The sequence below is a fragment of the Streptomyces sp. NPDC044704 genome (assembly GCF_056433525.1).
In genome coordinates, this window is sequence record NZ_JBWKGY010000012.1 from 136,862 (window position 1) to 155,953 (window position 19,092).

The 19,092-nt window shown below is 71.6% G+C and carries 20 protein-coding genes, 1 tRNA gene and 1 riboswitch; of the genes, 6 read left to right on the forward strand and 15 right to left on the reverse strand.

From position 1 onward, the window contains the following. Positions 1-56: 56 nt before the first annotated feature. From AC07B0_RS26865 to AC07B0_RS26875, 3 genes are all read right to left on the reverse strand, one after another. Entirely contained in the window at positions 57-1,889 is a 1,833-nt protein-coding gene (locus AC07B0_RS26865) for a DEAD/DEAH box helicase (RefSeq protein ID WP_478899080.1), read from the reverse strand. Continuing rightward, a complete protein-coding gene (locus tag AC07B0_RS26870) occupies positions 1,886-3,292 on the reverse strand; it encodes a ParB N-terminal domain-containing protein (RefSeq protein ID WP_469381338.1) in 1,407 nt (468 codons plus the stop codon). Before AC07B0_RS26870 ends, AC07B0_RS26865 begins: the two co-directional genes overlap by 4 nt. A 90-nt stretch (positions 3,293-3,382) precedes the next feature. Beyond that, on the reverse strand, positions 3,383-4,060 hold the full coding sequence (locus AC07B0_RS26875; protein WP_356875360.1) for a hypothetical protein: 678 nt from the start codon (positions 4,058-4,060) through the stop codon (positions 3,383-3,385). A 408-nt stretch (positions 4,061-4,468) separates the two neighbouring features. Here AC07B0_RS26875 and AC07B0_RS26880 point away from each other — a divergent pair, with 408 nt between their 5' ends. Continuing rightward, positions 4,469-5,092 (forward strand): hypothetical protein, encoded by a 624-nt coding sequence (locus tag AC07B0_RS26880; RefSeq protein WP_356875358.1) that lies wholly within the window; start codon positions 4,469-4,471, stop codon positions 5,090-5,092. Here AC07B0_RS26880 and AC07B0_RS26885 read toward each other — a convergent pair. Together AC07B0_RS26885 and AC07B0_RS26890 are read right to left on the reverse strand one after the other, a co-directional pair. Next, a complete protein-coding gene (locus AC07B0_RS26885; protein WP_469381232.1) occupies positions 5,086-6,114 on the reverse strand; it encodes a hypothetical protein in 1,029 nt (342 codons plus the stop codon). The two genes, AC07B0_RS26880 and AC07B0_RS26885, sit on opposite strands and share 7 nt — an antisense overlap. Before the next feature lie 217 nt (positions 6,115-6,331). Next, positions 6,332-6,868: an N-acetyltransferase gene (locus AC07B0_RS26890; protein ID WP_356875354.1), complete on the reverse strand. Its 537-nt coding sequence runs from the start codon at positions 6,866-6,868 to the stop codon at positions 6,332-6,334. A 161-nt stretch (positions 6,869-7,029) separates the two neighbouring features. Here AC07B0_RS26890 and AC07B0_RS26895 point away from each other — a divergent pair, with 161 nt between their 5' ends. Continuing rightward, the gene (locus tag AC07B0_RS26895; RefSeq protein WP_356875352.1) at positions 7,030-7,206 is read left to right on the forward strand and encodes a hypothetical protein; all 177 of its coding nucleotides are present in this window, start codon (positions 7,030-7,032) and stop codon (positions 7,204-7,206) included. An 81-nt stretch (positions 7,207-7,287) separates the two neighbouring features. Then, on the forward strand, positions 7,288-7,587 hold the full coding sequence (locus AC07B0_RS26900) for a hypothetical protein (RefSeq protein ID WP_467294119.1): 300 nt from the start codon (positions 7,288-7,290) through the stop codon (positions 7,585-7,587). Positions 7,588-8,141: 554 nt separating this feature from the next. Here the strand turns inward: AC07B0_RS26900 and AC07B0_RS26905 are convergent. From AC07B0_RS26905 to AC07B0_RS26925, 5 genes are all read right to left on the reverse strand, one after another. Then, a complete protein-coding gene (locus tag AC07B0_RS26905; protein WP_469381235.1) occupies positions 8,142-9,506 on the reverse strand; it encodes a DUF445 domain-containing protein in 1,365 nt (454 codons plus the stop codon). An 86-nt stretch (positions 9,507-9,592) separates the two neighbouring features. Then, entirely contained in the window at positions 9,593-10,315 is a 723-nt protein-coding gene (locus AC07B0_RS26910; RefSeq protein ID WP_478899081.1) for a DUF1707 SHOCT-like domain-containing protein, read from the reverse strand. Between the two features lie 177 nt (positions 10,316-10,492). Further along, positions 10,493-11,461, reverse strand: a complete 969-nt coding sequence (locus AC07B0_RS26915) for an ABC transporter ATP-binding protein (RefSeq protein ID WP_356875344.1) — start codon at positions 11,459-11,461, stop codon at positions 10,493-10,495. 6 nt (positions 11,462-11,467) lie between these two features. Further along, complete coding sequence (locus AC07B0_RS26920; protein WP_478899082.1) at positions 11,468-12,364, reverse strand: ABC transporter permease; 897 nt, start codon at positions 12,362-12,364, stop codon at positions 11,468-11,470. Next, the gene (locus AC07B0_RS26925; protein WP_356875342.1) at positions 12,357-13,172 is read right to left on the reverse strand and encodes an ABC transporter permease; all 816 of its coding nucleotides are present in this window, start codon (positions 13,170-13,172) and stop codon (positions 12,357-12,359) included. Before AC07B0_RS26925 ends, AC07B0_RS26920 begins: the two co-directional genes overlap by 8 nt. A 175-nt stretch (positions 13,173-13,347) precedes the next feature. On the opposite strand from AC07B0_RS26925, the gene AC07B0_RS26930 reads away from it, so the two are divergent. After that, positions 13,348-15,834 (forward strand): transglycosylase domain-containing protein, encoded by a 2,487-nt coding sequence (locus AC07B0_RS26930; protein ID WP_478899083.1) that lies wholly within the window; start codon positions 13,348-13,350, stop codon positions 15,832-15,834. 12 nt (positions 15,835-15,846) lie between these two features. Here the strand turns inward: AC07B0_RS26930 and AC07B0_RS26935 are convergent, their stop codons facing one another. The 3 genes from AC07B0_RS26935 to AC07B0_RS26945 form a co-directional block, all read right to left on the reverse strand. After that, positions 15,847-16,167, reverse strand: coding sequence for a DMT family transporter (locus tag AC07B0_RS26935; RefSeq protein WP_030158619.1), 321 nt, complete (start codon positions 16,165-16,167; stop codon positions 15,847-15,849). A 31-nt stretch (positions 16,168-16,198) separates the two neighbouring features. Beyond that, a riboswitch (guanidine-III (ykkC-III) riboswitch) is annotated at positions 16,199-16,277 on the reverse strand. 95 nt (positions 16,278-16,372) lie between these two features. Continuing rightward, a complete protein-coding gene (locus tag AC07B0_RS26940; RefSeq protein WP_030239046.1) occupies positions 16,373-16,714 on the reverse strand; it encodes a GroES family chaperonin in 342 nt (113 codons plus the stop codon). 46 nt (positions 16,715-16,760) lie between these two features. Further along, positions 16,761-17,078: a DUF3618 domain-containing protein gene (locus tag AC07B0_RS26945; protein WP_356875454.1), complete on the reverse strand. Its 318-nt coding sequence runs from the start codon at positions 17,076-17,078 to the stop codon at positions 16,761-16,763. 113 nt (positions 17,079-17,191) lie between these two features. Between AC07B0_RS26945 and bcp the strand changes: the two genes are divergently transcribed. Beyond that, on the forward strand, positions 17,192-17,659 hold the full coding sequence (gene bcp / locus AC07B0_RS26950; protein WP_469381246.1) for a thioredoxin-dependent thiol peroxidase: 468 nt from the start codon (positions 17,192-17,194) through the stop codon (positions 17,657-17,659). Positions 17,660-17,865: 206 nt separating this feature from the next. Continuing rightward, positions 17,866-17,949 (forward strand) — tRNA-Leu (locus AC07B0_RS26955). 56 nt (positions 17,950-18,005) lie between these two features. On the opposite strand, the gene rdgB is transcribed toward AC07B0_RS26955, so the two are convergent. Next, on the reverse strand, positions 18,006-18,620 hold the full coding sequence (rdgB, locus tag AC07B0_RS26960) for an RdgB/HAM1 family non-canonical purine NTP pyrophosphatase (protein WP_356875338.1): 615 nt from the start codon (positions 18,618-18,620) through the stop codon (positions 18,006-18,008). Between the two features lie 30 nt (positions 18,621-18,650). Beyond that, positions 18,651-19,037, reverse strand: a complete 387-nt coding sequence (locus AC07B0_RS26965; protein WP_356875336.1) for a hypothetical protein — start codon at positions 19,035-19,037, stop codon at positions 18,651-18,653. Positions 19,038-19,092 lie beyond the last annotated feature (55 nt).

The following is a 19,092-nucleotide window of genomic DNA, read 5'->3' on the forward strand; positions in this document are numbered from 1 at the left end:
CCGCCCGAGGCACCTCGGCCGTCCACGTGCCCCGGGACTCGTGCGCCGCCCCGTCCCTACCGGACGACAGCCACGCCCACGTGGTCCAGCACGGCCCGGATGTCAGCCTCGTCCATACCGCCCACCACCGGCCGTTCCTCCTGCAGGTCACCCAGTGCGCGCACGGAGGGATCATCGAGGATGGCGCCCATGAACTCGAGCTTCTCCGCGAGTCTCATGGCCACGATCTCGTCGATCGTCTCCGTCGCCGCGAGCACCGTGACCCGGGTCTCAGTCCCTGGCGCCAGCCCGAGCCGGTGGATGCGGTCGAGGCTCTGCAGGAAGCGTCCCGCCATGAAGTCACGGTCGACGTAGACCGCGTCGTGACACTCGTGGTGAAGGCTGATCCCCTCTCCCAGGGTCGCCGGATTGGAGATCAGGACGTGGCAGTCCGGATCCTCCCGGAACCGGCGCAGCTGCTCCTCCCGGTCAGGGGTGCCGCCGTGAACGGCGGCAGGACCGAATTCGCCCAGCAGCCCGTGCAGAGTGGTGATGCTGCGGACGAAGGTCGACCACACGAGGGTCTTCCGCCCAACGGCCGCATTCCTGGAAACGATGTCCCTCACCGCCCGGTATTTCGGCGGCAGCTCGTGCTGGGAAAGATTCTGGAGCAGGGTGTAGAGGGATTCGCCATCCGGAATGTCCAGAGGAGGCACCTGAAAACTGACCGGCTCGTGCCGGGTACTGCCCTCCACCAGCAGGGCCGGGCTGGTAGCGGCCATCAGCAGCCGCAGCATCGCCTTCCCCAGCGAGTCGAAGTCATCGCGCGCCAGCTCGGCGCGCGCCGTGTAGCGGCCTACCAGCGCATCGTAGATCTCCCGGTGCAAGCCCTCCAGGGGCACCGGAAGGATCACGGGCTGGAATGGCGGAAGCCCCAGCTCCTTCTTGGTCGTACGCGTGAAGAGCGGGCGCAGTACAGAGCTCGCGTAGGCGAGGTCACCGCCCGCGACTGCGTTCGTGACGACCCTGCGGCCGTGTCCCGGCCATACGAACGACAGGAGGTTCTCCAGGTCGCGGGCCCCGTTCGGCGCGGGCGTCCCGGTGAGGATCAGACGGCGCCGGCTCAGTGGCCCCAGCGCCATGCACGCGCTGCCGTAGGTTCCCTCCGCGCCGAGCTTCATCCTGTGCGCCTCGTCCAGGATCACCATGGAGGGGGCCGCGCGCAGCCATGCGGCGAGCCCGGACAGCGCCCGGTCGAGCCGTTCATAGTTGACGATCAGGATCTCGGTATGGGGGTCGGGCACCTTGCCCATCACCCGGGTCACCGGGACGGCGTCGAAGCACACACGGCTCTCGAAATCCCATGATTCGTACGCCGATTTGGGACTCACGACGAGGAGGCGCCGCACGTCGCCCCGCTCCTTCATCGCCGCGTAGACGGCGAGAGCGACCCGGGTCTTCCCCGCACCGGGCACGCTGAAGTTGGCTCCGTGCCTCATGGAAAGCAGCCGGGCGACGTCCCTGCGCTGGAAGTCGGTCAGGTCAGCACGCCAGCCCGGCCCCAGGGCGGTCATCACATCGGCTTCGGCCACGGGTCCAGGGGCCTGCGGACCCTCGTCGAGGTGGCCAGCCGCCGTTTCCGCGTCGTCGAGGACGTCTCCGACCAACGCGGCGAGTTCCTCGTCCCACTCGACGGACTCGGGATGTGCCCACTCCGAAAGAACGTTCAGCCGGGAGAGGAAATCGTCGAGCGGCACTTCGAGCGTGAGGGGGCCCCGCTGACCGCCCAGCGGGAAGCTGGACGCCAGCTGGGCCAGGTCTGCCCGGTAGGGCTCACCTGCCTGGAGGGTGGCCTTCGTACGGGACACGTCGAACGCCAGCCTCAGCGACGGACCCGAGTGGTCGCTCACGCCTCCTCCTGGAGCATCGCCTCGAGCAGCCACGCCACGCCGTCGCCCGGTTCTCCGATGCTCCGGCCAGCTTCCCGGGCGAGCTTCGACAGGCTCGCCTTCAGCGCCAGCACCGCCTCGTCCAGGATCTCCTCGTCCAGGTTGCGCGATGCCCGGGCCAGCGACATGTCGGTCACACACTGCTCGATGTCCTGGACCGCGTCATAGAGACGGTCCGGAGCCGCCTGCTTGCGCTTGCGCACCCGGGCGTCCTTGCCCGCCGGCACCAGGGCTTCCTCCACCGCTTCCCTGGCCTGCTGCCATACTTCGGCAGCTTCCTGGAGCTTCGCGTCAGGCACGGTCCCGGTCGCACGGCCCACAGCCTTCGCCTGGAGCAGCACGTCGGTCAGCGCCTTCGCCGCAGCTACTTGCGGGCTGTCGCCCCACGCGGGGCGGCCCAGCCCCGGAATCACACCCGCGGCCTTCACGGGCGCCTCCTTGAGGCCGTCCGGCAGGAAGCGCTGGAGGTAGCGGGTCCGGAAGTCGACGTCGGCAAGACGCACGTCCGTCTTGGAGAATTCCAGCACGATCAGCGCCAGCTTGTTCTCCTTGAGCAGGTCGGCCTGGCCGGGGTTCTGCTTGACAGCCTTGGCGAAGGCCCGGTGAAGCTCACGCAGCTTCTCCTGAGCGTCCTCGAAGTCCATCAGCTTGAGCTGGGCGACCCCCGTCTCCGAGCGGGACACCAGGTCCCGCAGGCAGGAAAGCACCCACAGATCCTGCTCGGCGGTTGCCGGCCGGATACGGAAGTCCCTCGCGACATCGCCGATCGGCCGGCCGCTGGTCACCTGCTCGTCGATGGTCAGCAGCCGGTTGATGTACGAGTACGGGCGCCGGGTGTCGTGACGGAGCTGCAGCGACAGCTCTACGGCATTGATGTCGGCCCACGTGCAGGTCTCGGGGAGGACACCCACCCGGACGCTTCTCGCACCGAGTTCGCGGAGCGCCGCGACTCTCGTGTTCCCGTTGACGAGGATTCCGTCGCGGGTGATGAGGCCCGGTTCGTTCTGCCGGTATTCCTTGAGGCTCTCCTTGAGTTCGTCGAAGTCGCCGTCCCGCTTGGCGGGGTTCGACGGCAGGGCCTGGAGGAGGTGGCGGAGGTAGTCCTGGCTCTCTGGGCTCCAGGCGTCCTCCGAAAGGAGGCGGTCACGCGCCGGCTCGTAGCTGCGCTGGGCGCGGATCCGGTGCGTCGACGGGTTGAAGTAGACCTGATCGATCGGCATGTCGATGACCTGGACGACGATCGGGTTGGCCCGCCACTCGACGATCAGCGTTTCCTGCAGCCCGTCCCCCGAACCGGCTTCCTTGAGCCGCTGCTCGACCAGTTCCCGGTTCTCGGTGGCGCGCGGCGGCCGGCCGAAGTCCATGCTCACAGTTGGTTCTCCTCCAAAGGGCAACATCGGGGGTGCTGAGCGGGGGCCGCCCTGTCACGGCCCCCGCCATTCGTATTGTCGGACCTACGCCTGGCCCAAGGCCTGCCTGACCTTCTCGCGGGACTCGGCCGGCAGCGTCTGGATGTCGGCCCAGAGCCGCTCGACCAGGGCGAAGTCCCGTTCGCCCAGGTCCATCCAGCCTCCCAGCATCTTCAGCTCCATCGCCCCGAGCTTCGTCACGCCGGCGAGGACGCCGTTCAGGTCCGCCGTCAGCTTCTTGCCTCCGACCCGGCACCGGTTGCACTCGACCACGGGCTCCACCTTGCTCGTCCCGTCCGGCTGGCTCACGGGGCGGCGGGCGATGTCGAGCTGCGCGGATTCGTAGGTGCCGGCGTACACGGCGCCGGGGACGATGCCGCACGAGCGGCAGTAGTGCCCGTCCTTCGCCAGCAGTTCGCGGCGCTGGGTGTCCGTGTATCCCGTCGACGGCAGGGTCCCCTTGCCCTGCTCCCAGACCGGCTCACCCGCCGACACGAAGCGCTGTTCATGCTGGCCCAGACTGGTGTCCTCACGGTTCGTGTCGATACGCCAGCCGTGGCTCCTGAGTTCACGAACCCGGCGGTCGATCTGGCTCAGCCCCGGGAACGCCGTACGCACGTCCTCCTTCGTGAAGACGCCGCCCTCTCCGACCTCGGTCAGCAGCCACAGCGCCGCACGCCGCTTGGCTCCCAGCTTCTCATCAGTCCACGACGGCAAAGTCATGCGCGCAGTTCCCCTCTATCGAATCAGCCGGAAAACGGCTGGCCGAAACCCGTGGATACCCCCCGCCGGGAACTTCGGCCAACGCCCCAACCTTTGCTCATCGTCCGCGCGCTTTCCAGCCTGTGTCCGAATTCCCAGCCAGGTGAAAACCCTCCGGGCGTTCCGCTCGTACCGAACTCAGGTGAAACTTCGGAGGGTTGGATCTTCACTGAGAACGGAGCTGCCTTGCCCCAGGAATTGACGATGCCCGACCGCCGGTCCCCGGACCAGCGCGCCCTGGCGGCGGCTCTTACAGCCGTACAGGAGGCGACGGAGCGCTCCCAGCGAGGCATCGCGGAGGATGCGGGAATCTCCCCGGGCACCCTGTCAACCCACCTGAACGGTGCACGGGTTCCCACAGAGCCCCTGATGAAGAGCTTCTACGAGGCCGCACGGGCAGCGGCAGCCTCGATCGACGCCACCCTCCCGTTCACCCTTGCTGAGCTGACGGAGCTGCGGCACCGTGCCTCCGCCCGGCACTGCCTGTGCTGTACAGCGGCCAGTTCGGAGCGGGTACCGGGAACCCTGGACTCCCCTCCGGTGGAGCGGAAGACGCCGGCCTATCGCACCGCTTACCGGATCAAGCACGAACGACGCGCGCAGCGGAAGCAGAAGCTGGCGTCCCGATCCGCACGGGCGGCGCCCGCGGCTGGGGTGCCGGTCCCCCAGCACGAGGGGGACCGGCACCCCGCGCAATACACGGACGGGGCCGCTTGGACTGAACTGGAGACCGTTGCGCGCTATCTGTCGGAGGACAGACACCGCGACGCGGCCATCCTGCTGTGGCGGGCCGGTACGACCTTGACGCCCCTTCAGCTCTTGGAGGCCGTATCGTCCTGCCGGAGCACGGGGCTCCACGAAGCCGCCGACGCCGTTCTCACCGGCGCCTCCCAGCGAGCCGACAAACAGGCGGTACTGAACATCACCGCCGCCTTCCACCACGCTGGCCGGCACGAGGACGTCGGATACCTATTGGCGGCATCCGCTCAGTAGCCGAGCGGGAGCGGGAGCTGTTGGTGGCCGCGGGCTTGGGCTGTGGGTGGGGTGGGGCGGGGGGTCATGAGGGTGAGGAGGGTGCGGAGGGCGGCGAGGACTTCGGCCGGGGTGTCGCGGAGCATTGAGGGGGTCGCGCTGACCACCAGGATGCCGTGGGACTCCAGGCGCAGGCGCCGGCGGAGGGTGGCCTGCCAGGCGTCGCGGGTGTAGTGGTACTCGGCAGAGTCGACCTCCAGGGCCACGCCCTCGTCGGGCCAGTAGGCGTCCGGGCTGGCCAGGAAGGCGCCGTCCGGGGTGTAGAGGCGGGCGTTCCAGAGCGGGGTCGGCAGGTCGGTGGCCTCGAGGGTGTCGCGGGCCCGGGCCTCGGCGATCGAGCGGACCCCGGCCAGGAGTTCGGCGGCGGCCGCGCGGACAGCGGGGCGGGTGAGGAGGCGGGAGGTGCGGAGTTCGGCGTGGAGGTCGTGCGGGTGGCACCAGCCCGCCTGGACCACCTGGGCCAGCACGGAGCGGATCCGGTCAGGGGGTGCTCCGGGTTCCGTGCGGGCCGCCAAGTCGGCGGCGGCGCGTACGGGGTGGGCCGCGGGGACGCCGGACACGGTCATGGTGCGGGGCCAGCGGTTCGTGGTGCGGGGGCGGACCCCGGGGGCGGGGGCGAGCCGGCGCGTGGCTCGGATCAGGACCTCGGCCGGGGTGTGCGGGGTGTCGCGGATGCCGAGGAGGGCGAGGGCGGCGCCGCCGGTGAGGACGGCCGTCTCGCCGGAGAGCGGGTCGGCGGTGGGTTCGGCGGCGTACAGGACGGCGGCGAGCGCGCGCTGGCGGGGGTCAGGGGGGCCGGTCTGCAGGAGGTAGACCCGGGGCAGCAGGCGCTGCCAGGGGCCGCCGGGGCGGGTGCGGGAGGTGATCGTGCCGGCGGGGATCCCGGCGGTCGCGGTGAGCTGGTGCCGGGTGGCGAGGCCGAGCTGCCGTCGGGCCGGCTTCACGAGGGAGGACTTGGGCTTCGGCTGCGGTGTGGTGATCATGGCCCGGATATGCCCGGCGCCGTGGGCGGGCTACCCCGCGTACGGAGGTTCGTGACACGGGGAGGGCGGACCCCCTCCGGCGGGCGAACGGGACCGCAGCGGGGGGCCGGCCCGGGCGGGGCGGGCCGGGCGGGAGCGCGGGCGGGGCGCACGGCGTCGTCGCGGGGCGGGCACTCCGGGCGGGTGGGTTGAGCTGGGGGCCGGGGAGGTGGGGGTGTCAGGGGGTTGGGTGGGTGGGGGACAGGAAGACGACTACGCCCGTTTCGGTGCCGGGGAGGGCGGGGACCTCGCGCCAGCCCAGGCGGCGGTAGGTGGCCACCGTGTCCGTCGCCAGGCGTGAGGTCAGCAGCCACGCCCGGCCCTCGGGGGCGTCGGCGGTGATCTCGGTGAGCAGGGCCCGGCCGGTGCCGTGGCCGCGCGCGTAGCCTCGTACGGCCAGCTCGTCGATCTCCAGGGCCCCGACGAGCAGTTCCCGTACGCGGGCCGCGCCGAGCTGGGCGGCGACCTGCGGGTAGGCGCGGTTCTTCGGGAAGGGGGCCGGGGTCAGCCAGCCGGTGGCGAAGCCGTCGATGCCGGTCGCGGACTGGACGAAGGCCGTGCGGAATCCCGTGCGCCGGACGTCCGTCTGGAGCCGGGCCGAAAACTGGCGAATGGTTTCTTCGCCTTCGTTCCACGGCGGTCCGGAGAACACGTCCGCGTAGGCGTCGACCAGCTCGTCCGCGAGGTCGAGGACGGCTCGTCCGTAAGAGATCAAGGCGTCGACTCCTGGTGGTGGGTTGAGCGGGTTTCCCCCTGGAAGACCGAATCTACGCCTTCGGGGTTCCCTGCCCGGGCCGTCCGCAGAAACGGAGAGTGTGCGACAAATCGCCTCCGCGCCGTCCGTGTCGCACGCCCGGCCACGGCGTTGAGCAGCCCGTGGACAGACTGCTGCGCATCGCGCGCCGGTACGCACTCGCCTTCCTGCTCGTCCTCGGGGTCGTCGCGGTGTTGCCGCGTGCCGTACAGGACGCGGTGCCGCACGGCGTCATCGGCGGGGCCGTGCTCGTGCTCGGCGCGGTGGGCGCCCGCCGGGTGGCCAGGCGGCCGCGTTAGCCTCGGGGACGGGGCGTGTGCGTCGGACTGTCGGCACGTCATCAGCATCAACGTCAGCCAAGAAGACCGAGGGAGTTCTACATGGCGCGGGTACCGAGTTCCGTGGTGGCGGCCGCAGGCCTGGTAGGCGGCTACGCCGTCGCCCGCTGGACCAAGAAGCGGCCCCTGGGCGGGGTCGTCCTCGGCGCCGCCGGGGTCGTGGCCGGGCGGGAGTGGCACCGGCGCGCCGGCACCCCGGTCGCCGCCGGGCTCGGGGCGCTGTACGTCGCCGGCTTCGCGGGAGCGCACCCGCTGGCCAAGAAGGTCGGGGCCTGGCCGGCCGTCATCGGAGCCGCCGGCGTCGTGGCGGCGACGACCTGGGCGGTGGCGGACCGCGCCTGACCCTGCCCATGCCCTGGCCGGGCGGTTACGAGGAGGGATCCCGCCCCGGCGCGTACCCGGCCCCTGGATGCGGGGCCGCCCCGCCCCCGGCGCGCTACCTGCGCCGTGGATTCTGCGGGGCCCGCCGCCCCGCAGCCGCCCCGCACCCGTGCCGACCGCCCGCTGGGGCCCAGGGTCCGACCGCCCGCCGGCCCGGCCCGGGCCAGGCCGGGGAGGCCTGACGGCCCCGGCCAGGGTCCGACCGCCCGCCCGGCACCGGCCCCCACCCGCGTCGGCCCGCCGCCGCGCACCACAGGACCGGTACCGCCGAGCCGCCCACCGCGAGGGCCTCCCCGCCCCGAGCGCGAGCGCCGGGCCCGACCGCCCGCCTCCCCCGGGCCGGGCCGGGGAGGGGAGGCCTGACGGCCCCCGCCAGGGTCCGACCGCGTCCGCCCGGCACCGGCCCGCACACGCGTCGGCCCAGCACCGATCACCGCCGCGCCCCGCAGACCGGTACCGGCCCCCGCCGGGCCGTACAGCGCGAGCGCCAGACCGGGCCGAGCCCGCCCCGCCCCCTACGCCCCGAACGCCCGGGAGACCGAGTAGATCAGCAGGCCCGCCAGTGCGCCGACCACCGTGCCGTTGATGCGGATGAACTGGAGGTCGCGCCCGATGTGGGCCTCGATCTTGCGCGAGGTGTGCTCCGCGTCCCAGCTCGCCACCGTGTCCGTGATCAGGGAGGTGATCTCGGTGCGGTAGGTGGTGACGACGTACACCACCGCGCCCTCGATCCAGCCCTCCACCTTCGCCTGGAGCCGGCCGTCCGTCGCCAGCCGCGCGCCCAGCGCGATCAGCGAGGCCCGTACCCGCAGCCGCAGTTCGCTCTGCTCGTCCTCCGCCGCCGAGATGATCATCGAGCGGATCGCGGTCCACGCGGAGGCGATCACGTCCTGTACCTCGCCCCGCGCCAGGATCTCCGACTTCAGCCGCTCGACCCGCGCCCGCGTCTCGGTGTCCGACTGGAGGTCGGCCGCGAAGTCCCTCAGGAAGCGGTCCACCGCCCCCCGCGCCGGATGCTCCGGCATGTCCCGCATCTCCGTCACGAAGCGGAGCAGCTCCTTGTACACGCGGTCGCCGATCTTGCGGTCGACGAAGCGCGGGGTCCAGCCCGGTGCCCCGCCCTGGACGGCGTCCATCACCGAGTCCCCGTGCGTCACGAGCCAGTCGTGCGCCTTCGTGCAGACGAGGTCGACGGCCCGCCGGTGCCCGCCGTCCGCGACGACCCGCTCCAGGGTCTTGCCGATGCCCGGCGCGATCTCGGCGCTCTCGGCCCGCCGCGTGATCGCCTCGCCCACGACGGCCTGCACGTCCGAGTCCCGCAGGACGGTCAGCGCCCCGCGCAGCGCCGTCGCCAGCTCGGCCGTGACCCGGTCGGCGTGCGCGGGCTCCGCCAGCCAGGCGCCCAGGCGGCCGCCGATGCCGAGGGCGTGCAGCCGGGCGCGTACGACGTCGGAGGAGAGGAAGTTCTCGCCGACGAACTCCCCCAGGGAGACGCCCAGCTGGTCCTTCTTCGTCGGGATGATCGCGGTGTGCGGGATCGGCAGCCCGAGCGGCCGCCGGAACAGCGCCGTGACCGCGAACCAGTCCGCGAGCGCGCCGACCATGCCTGCCTCGGCCGCCGCCGCCACGTACCCGGCCCAGCCGCCCGCGCCCCAGGCGTGCTGGGCGTACTTGGCCAGTACGTAGACCAGCGCGACCAGGATCAGCAGGCCCGTCGCGGTGGTCTTCATCCGGCGGACGCCGCGCCGCCGTTCCTCGTCCGCCGCGTTGAACACGAACGCGCCCCGGGGCGGCGGGGGTGGCGCGGTCCGCGCCCTCGTGCGGCTGTCCACGTCTTCCACGGGCTCCTGCCTTCCCCCGGTGGCCGGTTTTGTCTGCATAGCATCCGACTCCCGGGCGGCCCGGGGAGTTCCCGGCGCGCCGTGCGGGGCGTCCGGCACCTGTCCGGCACCCCGTGGGGCGACCCCTACAGCTGCTTGCGGGGCGTCCCGCCGTCCAGCCGGTCCGGGCCGCCCTTCGGCGGCTTCCGGCCCTTGGGCTCCTTGACCTTGATCTCCACCCCGCCCCAGAAGGCGAGGCCGTTCACCACGACGCGCGGAGCCCCCGGGTCCGCCGGGGCCTGGGCGGCCCGCTGGTCGAAGGCGCCCATGATCCCGATGCCCCGTACGTCGACCTCCACACCCGGCGGCACCGTGATCTGGATGCCGCCCATCACGGCCACGCAGGTGATCACCACCTCGCGCTGCGCGAAGTTCGCCTCGCGCAGGTCGATCTCGCCGCCGCCCCAGATCGCCACCGCGTTGAAGCGGGCGGGCACCGTCCAGTGGCCCTTGCGCTGGAACCCCGACATGACGGCGACGGCCGTCGCGGAGGTGCCCGCGCCGCCGATGCGGGACTGCCAGGACTGCCGTGCCGCCCCGCCCTGAGCCGGCAGCGACGCGGGCGGTACCCCCACGGGGGCCTCCCCGGGCACGTCCGGCAGGTCGCGGGTCAGCGGGGCCAGCTCGGCGTACGTCCGGGACGCGTAGACCGCCTCCAGCCGCTCCTCGAACTCCTCCATGTCGAGCCGGCCCTCGGCGACGGCGTCCCGCAGGCGCTCCACCACCCGGTCCCGGTCGGCATCGGACGCCCTCAGCTCCGGCAGCGGCGCCTTCTCCGGCAACGGCTTCTCGGGCCGCTCGTCACTCATGCGGACCACCCTATGCAGAGATACGGGCGAGTTGAATGGCCCGTCCCCCAGCCGCTCCCCGGGATCGACCCTGATCTATCCCCGACGCCGCCGCACCCCGCGCCCCGCCTCCGGCCCCACGAGCCCACCTGACGCCACGGGTCCGCCGACGCCGCGCGGCCCCGCCTCACCCCCGCCTCACCCCCGCCCCGCGTACATCCGCGCGATCACGTCCTCGATGTCCGGCTCCCGCACCGACAGGTCCAGCAGCGGGTACCGCGCCGCCACCTCCGCCACCAGCGGCGCCGCCGACGCCCGTGCCGGGAACGCCAGCCACTGCCGGGGCCCCTCCACCTTCACCACCCGCGCCCCCGCCACCTCGATCGGCGCGAACTCCGCCTCCAGGTCCACCACCAGCGTCCGCTCGCCCGCCCCCTCCGGGCCCACCTCGTGCAGCCCGCCCAGCGGTCCGTCGTACATCAGCCGCCCGTGGTCGATCACCATCACCCGCTCGCACAGCTGCTCGATGTCCTGGAGGTCGTGGGTCGTCAGCAGCACCGTGGTCCCCAGCTCCTCGTTCAGCTGCCGCAGGAAGCCCCGTACCTTCGCCTTGCTCACCACGTCGAGCCCGATCGTCGGCTCGTCCAGGTAGAGCACCTCCGGATCGTGCAGCAGCGCCGCCGCGATGTCCCCGCGCATCCGCTGCCCCAGCGACAGCTGCCGCACCGGCACGTCGAGCAGCTCGGCCAGGTCCAGGCGCTCCACGCACCGCTCCAGGTTCTCCGCGTAGCGCGCCGAAGGGATCCGGTACATGCGCCGCATCAGCCCGTACGAGTCCTTCAGCGGAAGGTCCCACCACAGCGTCGTGCGCTGCCCGAACACCACCCCGATCCGGTGCGCGAGACGCATCCGCTCCCGCGCCGGGTCGATGCCGGCGACCCGCAGCCGGCCCCCGCTCGGGGTGAGGATCCCGGTCAGCATCTTGATCGTGGTCGACTTCCCGGCGCCGTTCGGCCCGATGTAGCCGACCATCTCGCCCCGCGCGACCTCGAAGCCGATCCCGTCCACGGCCCGGACCTGCCGCTTCTCCCTGCGGATCCAGTTCACCCGGCGGCGTACGTCGAAGACCTTCTCGACGCCCTCCAACGAGATCAGAGCCTCTGCCATCAACCCTCAACTCCCCGTACTGCGATACGAACGGACACCCGCGCGCCACGCCAGCGACGCGGGCAGGAACACCACGAGAGCCACCAGCGGGCTCACGAACGCCGCCCACTGCGGCAGCCCGAGCGGATCGGGCCGCCCCAGCACGTACAGCGCGGGCAGCCAGTTGACGAAGGCCAGCGGCACGATGAAGGTCACCCCGCGCAGCAGGTCCTTCGCGAACACCGTCGGCGGGTACTGGAGCATCGTGCAGCCCCCGTACGTGAAGGAGTTCTGCACCTCCGCCGCGTCCCCGGCGACGAACTGGAAGGCCGCCCCGGCCACCATCACGGCCCCGAAGATCCCCGCCCCGGCCAGGATCATCACGGGCACCAGCAGCACCTTCCCGACCGTCCACTCCACCTCCAGCGCCGAAACCGCCCAGACCAGCACCGCCAGGCCCTGCGCGACCCGGCCGAGGCGGCGCAGCGCGAACCGGTCCGCCGCGACCTGCGCGAGCACCGGGACCGGCCGCACCAGCATCGTGTCGAGGGAGCCGTCGCGGATCCGGGCCCCGATCCGGTCGGTGTTGCCGAGGAACAGGTCAGCCAGCCCCAGCGAGGCCGAACAGGACCCGTAGAGCAGCGCGATCTCGGGGAGCGTGAACCCGCCCAGCACCTCCACGTGCGTGAACATCAAGTAGATCGTCACGAAGTCCAGCAGGGTGATCGCCGCGTTCCCGAAGGTCGAGAGGAAGAACGACGTCCGGTACGTCATCGTCGACCGGATCCACATCGCCACGATCAGCCCGTAGCCGCGCAGCCCCTCCCACGCCCGCCCGCGCGCCACCGGTACGCCCGGCCGCCCCGGCGGCTCGTACGCCTCCGCCACACCGGTACCGACAGCGGCACCCGTCACCTCAGCCACCCTGGACCACCACCTTCCGCGTCGCCGCCGACTGCGCCAGCCGCCCCGCCCCCAGCAGCACCAGCGCCCATCCCGCCTGGAACCCCAGCGCCCGCACCGCTCCCCCGGCCCCCTCGTGCGTGCCGAGCAGGACGTCCAGCGGCACCTGGAGCATCGCCGCCCACGGCAGCACCCGCACCACCTCGCCGAAACCGCCCGGGAACACCGTCAGCGGCAGCACCATCCCCGAGAAGAAGATCGTCACGACCGTGGCCATCAGGTTGATCCCCGCCCCGTCCATCAGCCAGAACGCGGCCAGCCCCAGCAGGTACCGCACCGCGAAGCTCACGGTCAGCCCGAGCGCGACCGACACCAGGAACAACAGCCACCGCGCCGGATCACCGGGCAGCGCCAGCGGGAACGCCAGCGCCCCCGCGAGCAGCGGCACCACCCCGCGCCCCAGCAGATGGAAGGCCGCCCTCCCCATGTCCGAGGCGAGCCACCACAACTGGAGGTCCGCCGGCCGGTACAGGTCGACGGCGATGTCCCCCGTCCGCACCCGCTCCTGGAACTCCTCCTGGAAACCGCCCCCGATCATCGCCCCGGCCGCGAGCAGCGACTGGCTCACCCACACGAAGGTGAGGGCCTGCGCCTGGTCGTAGCCGCCGAGACCCGGCCGCTCGTCCCACAGCGCGATGTACGTGTACGCGACGATGAAACCGAACACGGTGTTGGTGAACACCCCCGCGGCCGTCGCCGTCCCGTAGGCCGCGTAGCGCCGGAAGCCGCCCGCCCAGACGGCTCCGTAGAGCAGCGCTCTCTGACGCACCGTATCCCCTCCGTTTTCCACGTCGTTCCTACGTCGGCCAAAGCGCGCGAGCTTAGTGCGGAGGGGCGAGCCACGCGACCGATTTATGCCCGTCCGGAGCGGAACCACCGGCCATCGGGTAGACACCATGAGGTACAGATGTGGATATTTCGCACGGCCACGAGGAGTCCGGGAAATGAGCGACCAGTCACCACCACCGGGCTGGACGCCTCGCGACCCGGACACCCCCGGCACACCCGCGGAGCCCGTACTCGAACGCGGCCCCCGCAAGGGTGAAAAGAACCGCCCGCCGGCACCCGCCAAAGGCAGGCGACGGCGCACCGGTTGGCGCCGCGCCCTCCCCGGCTGGCGCATGCTGCTCGGCGGACTCCTGCTGCTCGCCCTGCTGCTGGGCGGCGCCCTCGTCGCCGGATACCTGCTGGTCGACATCCCGCCGGCCAACGCGGCCGCCACCGCCCAGTCCAACGTCTACCTCTACTCCGACGGCTCCCAGCTCGCCCGCGACGGCGAGGTCAACCGCGTCAACGTGCCGCTCTCCCAGGTCCCGCCCACCGTCCAGGAAGCCGTACTGGCCGCGGAGGACCGGGACTTCCACTCCGAACGCGCCGTCGACCCCAAGGCCATGGTCCGCGCCGCCTGGAACACCGTCACCGGCAAGGGCAAGCAGTCCGGCTCGACCATCACCCAGCAGTACGTCAAGAACTACTACCTGGGCCAGGAACAGACGGTGAACCGCAAGGTCAAGGAATTCTTCATCGCGATCAAACTCGGCCGCGAGAAGTCGAAGGACTACATCCTCGAGGGCTACCTCAACACCAGCTACTTCGGCCGCAACGCCTACGGCATCCAGGCAGCCTCGCAGGCCTACTACGGCAAGGACGTCGGCAAACTCACCACCGCCGAAGGCGCCTACCTGGCCACCCTCCTCAACTCCCCCAGCGCCTTCGACGTCATCGCCCACCCGCGCAGCCGCGACCGCGCCGTGGCCCGCTGGAACTACGTACTCGACGGCATGGTCAAGAAGAAGTGGATGACCCCGGCCGAACGCACGGCCGCGACTTTCCCCGAACCGGGCAGGATCCGCCCCGCGTCCGGACTCTCGGGCCAGCGCGGCTACCTCGTCGAGGCCGTCAAGGACTACATCACCGAACACAAGGTCCTCGACGACAAGACCCTCGCCGAGGGCGGCTACCGCATCACCACCACCATCGACAAACGCCGCCAGAACGCCTTCGCCGACGCCGTCCGGACCGAGATGACCGACCACCTCGACCCGGCAGCGCGCCCCGCGGACCGTCTCGTGCGGGCGGGCGGGGCCTCCATCGACCCGGCCACCGGCAACGTCGTCGCCCTGTACGGCGGCATCGACTACACCAAGCAGTACGTGAACAACGCGACCCGGCACGACTACCAGGTGGCCTCCACCTTCAAGCCGTTCGTCTTCGCCGCCGCGGTCGAGAACGGCTCCCGCACCCAGGACGGCCGCCGCATCACCCCCAACACCGTCTACAACGGCGACAACAAGCGCCCCGTCGTCGGCGGCCGGATCCGCTTCGACCCCGAGAACGAGGGCCAGATCTCCTACGGGAACATCACCGTCAACACCGCCACCGACCTCTCCGTCAACACCGTCTACGCGCAGATGGCCGTCGACGTCGGCGGGGCCGCGGTGAAGGAGACGGCCATCGCCCTCGGCATCCCCGAGAACACCCCGAACTTCGACCCCGGCCCGGCCATCGCGCTCGGCACCATGCAGGCCAGCGTCCTGGACATGACCCAGGCCTACGCGACCCTCGCCGACCACGGCCGGCGCGTTCCGTACACCCTCGTGGAGAAGATCACCAAGGACGGGGACGACATCCACCTCCCCGACCGCACCCCGCACCAGGCCATCAGCCGCGAAGCCGCCGACACGACCACCTCCATGCTGATCAGCGTCGTCGACAACGGCACCGGAACGGCCGCCCTCGCCGCCGGCCACCCGGCCGCCGGCAAGACCGGCACCGCCGAACTGGACCGCTCGGCCTGGTTCGCCGCGTACACCCCGGACCTGGTCACGGTCGTCTCGATGATGGGCCAGGACCCCGACACCGGCACCCTCCAGTCCCTGTACGGAGCCCTCGGCGAGCGGCGCATCGGAGGCGGCGGCTACCCGGCCCGGATCTGGGCCGCCTACACGAAGACGGCCCTGGAGGCCTCCGACCCCGTGGACTTCGACCTCGACCTCCAGCGGGGCGCCGCCCCGCCCCAGCAGCCCGACACCCCCCAGCCGCCCCCCGGCAGCTTCTCCCCGGACACGCCCGCCCCGCCGACGGACGGCCCGCCGGACGGCGGCCGCACCGACGGCGGCCAGACGGACGGAGGCCGCACCCCGGACGGCCGGACGGACGGAGGCCAGACCACCGACGGCCAGACCCAAGGCGGCCAGACCAACGGGGGCCAGGACCAGGGCGGCCAGACCCAGGGCGGCCAGACCAACGGAGGCCAGACCACCGGCGGCCGGACGGACGGCGGCCAGACCCAGGGCGGACAGACACAGGGCGGCCAGGACCAGGGCGGCCAGACGGACGGAGGCCAGAGCACCGGCGGCCGGAGCGACGGGGGCCAGACCCAGGGCGGCACCGGCCTCCGCCGCCGGCCCCCGGCCGACTACCTGGAGTAGGCCCGCACCCGCTCAGTGACCGGAGGTCGCCTTCAGCCCCACGACCGCGACCAGCAGCAGACAGATGAAGAAGATCCGGGCGGCGGTGACGGGCTCCCCCAGCACCGCCATCCCCAGCACCGCGGCCCCGGCCGCACCGATGCCCACCCACACCCCGTACGCCGTACCGATGGGCAGCGTCTTGGCGGCGTACGACAACAGCACCATGCTCGCGACGATCCCGGCACCCGTGAACACGGACGGCCACAGCCGGGTGAAGCCCTCGGTGAATTTCATGCCGATCGACCAGCCCACTTCGAGCAGACCGGCGACGAGAAGAAGAACCCAGGCCATGACAGGCACCTCCGGGACGAGACGGAACGGGGGTGCGTCGTCTTTGCGTCCTGCAACCCGGTACGGCGCGTCTCGTCGGGGGTTCCCCTCCACCGTAGCAAAGGGCAGCACGAAGGGCTGGTGACCTCGGCCACCAGCCCTCAGGGGTCCACATCCCGCTCAGATCGAATCGGTCCGAGCCTGATCAGATCAGAGCCGGATCAGATCACAGGTACAGCCCGGTGGAGTCCTTCGACCCCTCCAGCCGCTCCGCGGCCACCGCGTGCAGGTCCCGCTCGCGCATCAGGACGTACGTCGCCCCGCGCACCTCCACCTCGGCCCGGTCCTCCGGGTCGTACAGCACCCGGTCCCCCGGCTCCACGCTCCGTACGTTCTGCCCGACCGCGACCACCTCGGCCCAGGCCAGCCGCTTGCCCACGGCGGCCGTCGCCGGGATCAGGATCCCGCCGCCCGAGCGCCGCTCGCCCTCGGGCAGGTCGGACTTCACGAGCACGCGGTCGTGCAGCATGCGGATGGGCAGCTTGTCGTGGGTGGTGTTCTCGCTCACGACCCGAACCTACCTGCCCCGGTCCGCCCCGTACGCCGGTGGGTCCTCACCGCTTGCGGCGCGCCGACACCACGACCAGCCCGACCACGCCGGCGGCCAGCAGCGCCACGGGCACGATCCGCTCGAAGCGCGGCGCCCCGTCCTCGTGGCGCAGCCCGTCCTTCACGTCGGTGACCAGCCGGTTGACCGCGACGAAGGCCCGCCCGGCGGTCTGGTCGACGGTCGACGCGACCCTCGCCTTCGCGTCCCCGATGATCGTCTTCGGGTGCATGCGCACGCCGATCTCGTCGAGCGTCTCGGCGAGCTGCTCGCGGCGGCGGACGATGTCCGCCTCGATCTGAGCGGGGGTCCTGGCTTCCGGCACCGCGCTGCCTCCGTCGTTGTGTCGTCTGTGGGCGTGATCCGTCATGGACAGTCTGTCAGCTCCGTCAGCTTAGGCTCATGAGGTACCGATCCCCTCCCGAGGAGACTGTTGAGATGAGCGAGCGACTCCAGCCGGGCGACACCGCCCCCGCTTTCACCCTGCCCGACGCGGACGGCAACGAGGTCTCGCTGGCCGACCACAAGGGCCGCAAGGTGATCGTGTACTTCTACCCGGCGGCCCTGACGCCGGGCTGCACCAAGCAGGCCTGCGACTTCACGGACAACCTGGACGTCCTGGCCACCGCCGGGTACGACGTCATCGGCGTCTCCCCCGACAAGCCGGAGAAGCTCGCCAAGTTCCGCGAGCAGGAGCACCTGAAGGTCACCCTCGTCGGGGACCCCGACAAGGAGACCCTGACGGCGTACGGCGCCTTCGGCGAGAAGAAGCTCTACGGCAAGACGGTCACCGGGGTCATCCGCTCCACGGTCGTCGTCGACGAGCAGGGCAAGGTCGAGCACGCCTTCTACAACGTGAAGGCCACCGGCCACGTAGCGAAGATCATCAAGGACCTGGGCATCTGACCCACCCGTTCGCCGGAACAGCCCGCACCCAACCGGTGCGGGCTTCTGCGTTCACCGGGGGCGCTTCGCCACGACGGCCCCAACTGCCATCCGCCGACGGCCACCTGGCCGGAACGCTCCGCCCAACCCTGTCGCCCCACGGACCACCACCCCTTTAGACTGACCACGACCCGGACGGGGAGCATGTCCGAATTGGTCACAATGTCGCGGTTGTGGTGGAATTGGCAGTCACGCTGGGTTTAGGTCCCAGTGGGGTAAAACCCGTGGGGGTTCGAGTCCCCCCAACCGCACGTGCACATCGAAGGCCCGGCTCTCGTGAGTCGGGCCTTCGGTGTTGTGGTGGGGGTCAGCCCAGGAGTTCCCTGATGGCCGGGACCAGGGCGCGGAAGGCCTGGCCGCGGTGGGAGATGGCGTTCTTCTCCGCCGGGGCGAGTTCGGCGCAGGTGCGGGTGTCGCCCAGGGGCTGGAGGATCGGGTCGTAGCCGAAGCCGCCGCCGCCTTCGGGGGCGTGGCGGAGGGTGCCGAGGAGGCGGCCCTCGACGACGCGTTCGGTGCCGTCCGGCAGGGCGAGGGCGGCGGCGCAGAAGAAGTGGGCGCCGCGGTGCTCGTCGGCGATGTCGCCGAGCTGGGCCAGGAGCAGCGCGAGGTTGGCGGCGTCGTCGCCGTGGGCGCCGGCCCAGCGGGCGGAGAAGATGCCGGGGGCGCCGTTGAGGACGTCGACGCAGAGGCCGGAGTCGTCGGCGACGGCGGGCAGGCCGGTGGCCCGGGCGAGGGCGTGGGCCTTGAGGAGGGCGTTCTCGGCGAAGGTGACGCCGGTTTCCTTGACGTCGGGGATCTCCGGGTACGCGTCCGCGCCGACCAGGTCGTGTGGCAGGCCGGCGTCGGACAGGATGGCGCGCAGTTCGGTGACTTTGCCCGGGTTGCGGGTGGCGAGGATCAGGCGGGGCGGCGTGGAGGTCATGGCTCCATTATTTCCGGCCCGCGGGGTGGTTCAGCCGGGGGTGCAGACCTTGGAGATCTCGGCGGCGGCGTCGGCGACGGGCTTGATGTCGGGGGCGGTGTTGCCGCTCTCGATGGAGGTGCGGACGTTCTTGACGGCCGTGTTCATGGAGTCGACGGCCTTGCCGAGGTCGGCGTTGTCGGTCTGGTCGCCGATCTTCTTGAGGCTCGCCTCGATCTCGTTGAGGGCCTTCTGGGCGTCGTCGAGGCTGTTGCCGGCCTGGGAGACGGCCTGCTGGAGGTCGTTGGCGCTGTCGGCTATCGCGACTCCGGTGCTGGCGCAGTCCATGGCGGTGGAGATGGCGTCGCAGGAGGTGAGGGCCGGGACGGTGAGCGCTGCGGCCAGGGCGACGGCGGCGATGCGGAGCTTGGGCTTCATGGTGTGGGGTCCCCCCGCTGTTGGGATACGTGGACGGGCGCACGGTGGTGAGACC

Coding starts and splice junctions, on each gene's coding strand:
- AC07B0_RS26870 (WP_469381338.1), bottom strand. CDS start 3,292: ATGGACTTCGGCCGGCCGCCGCGCGCCACCGAGAACCGGGAACTGGTC.
- AC07B0_RS26875 (WP_356875360.1), bottom strand. CDS start 4,060: ATGACTTTGCCGTCGTGGACTGATGAGAAGCTGGGAGCCAAGCGGCGT.
- AC07B0_RS26880 (WP_356875358.1), top strand. CDS start 4,469: ATGAAGAGCTTCTACGAGGCCGCACGGGCAGCGGCAGCCTCGATCGAC.
- AC07B0_RS26885 (WP_469381232.1), bottom strand. CDS start 6,114: ATGATCACCACACCGCAGCCGAAGCCCAAGTCCTCCCTCGTGAAGCCG.
- AC07B0_RS26900 (WP_467294119.1), top strand. CDS start 7,288: ATGGCGCGGGTACCGAGTTCCGTGGTGGCGGCCGCAGGCCTGGTAGGC.
- AC07B0_RS26905 (WP_469381235.1), bottom strand. CDS start 9,506: ATGCAGACAAAACCGGCCACCGGGGGAAGGCAGGAGCCCGTGGAAGAC.
- AC07B0_RS26910 (WP_478899081.1), bottom strand. CDS start 10,315: ATGAGTGACGAGCGGCCCGAGAAGCCGTTGCCGGAGAAGGCGCCGCTG.
- AC07B0_RS26915 (WP_356875344.1), bottom strand. CDS start 11,461: ATGGCAGAGGCTCTGATCTCGTTGGAGGGCGTCGAGAAGGTCTTCGAC.
- AC07B0_RS26930 (WP_478899083.1), top strand. CDS start 13,348: ATGAGCGACCAGTCACCACCACCGGGCTGGACGCCTCGCGACCCGGAC.
- AC07B0_RS26935 (WP_030158619.1), bottom strand. CDS start 16,167: ATGGCCTGGGTTCTTCTTCTCGTCGCCGGTCTGCTCGAAGTGGGCTGG.
- bcp (WP_469381246.1), top strand. CDS start 17,192: ATGAGCGAGCGACTCCAGCCGGGCGACACCGCCCCCGCTTTCACCCTG.
- rdgB (WP_356875338.1), bottom strand. CDS start 18,620: ATGACCTCCACGCCGCCCCGCCTGATCCTCGCCACCCGCAACCCGGGC.
- AC07B0_RS26965 (WP_356875336.1), bottom strand. CDS start 19,037: ATGAAGCCCAAGCTCCGCATCGCCGCCGTCGCCCTGGCCGCAGCGCTC.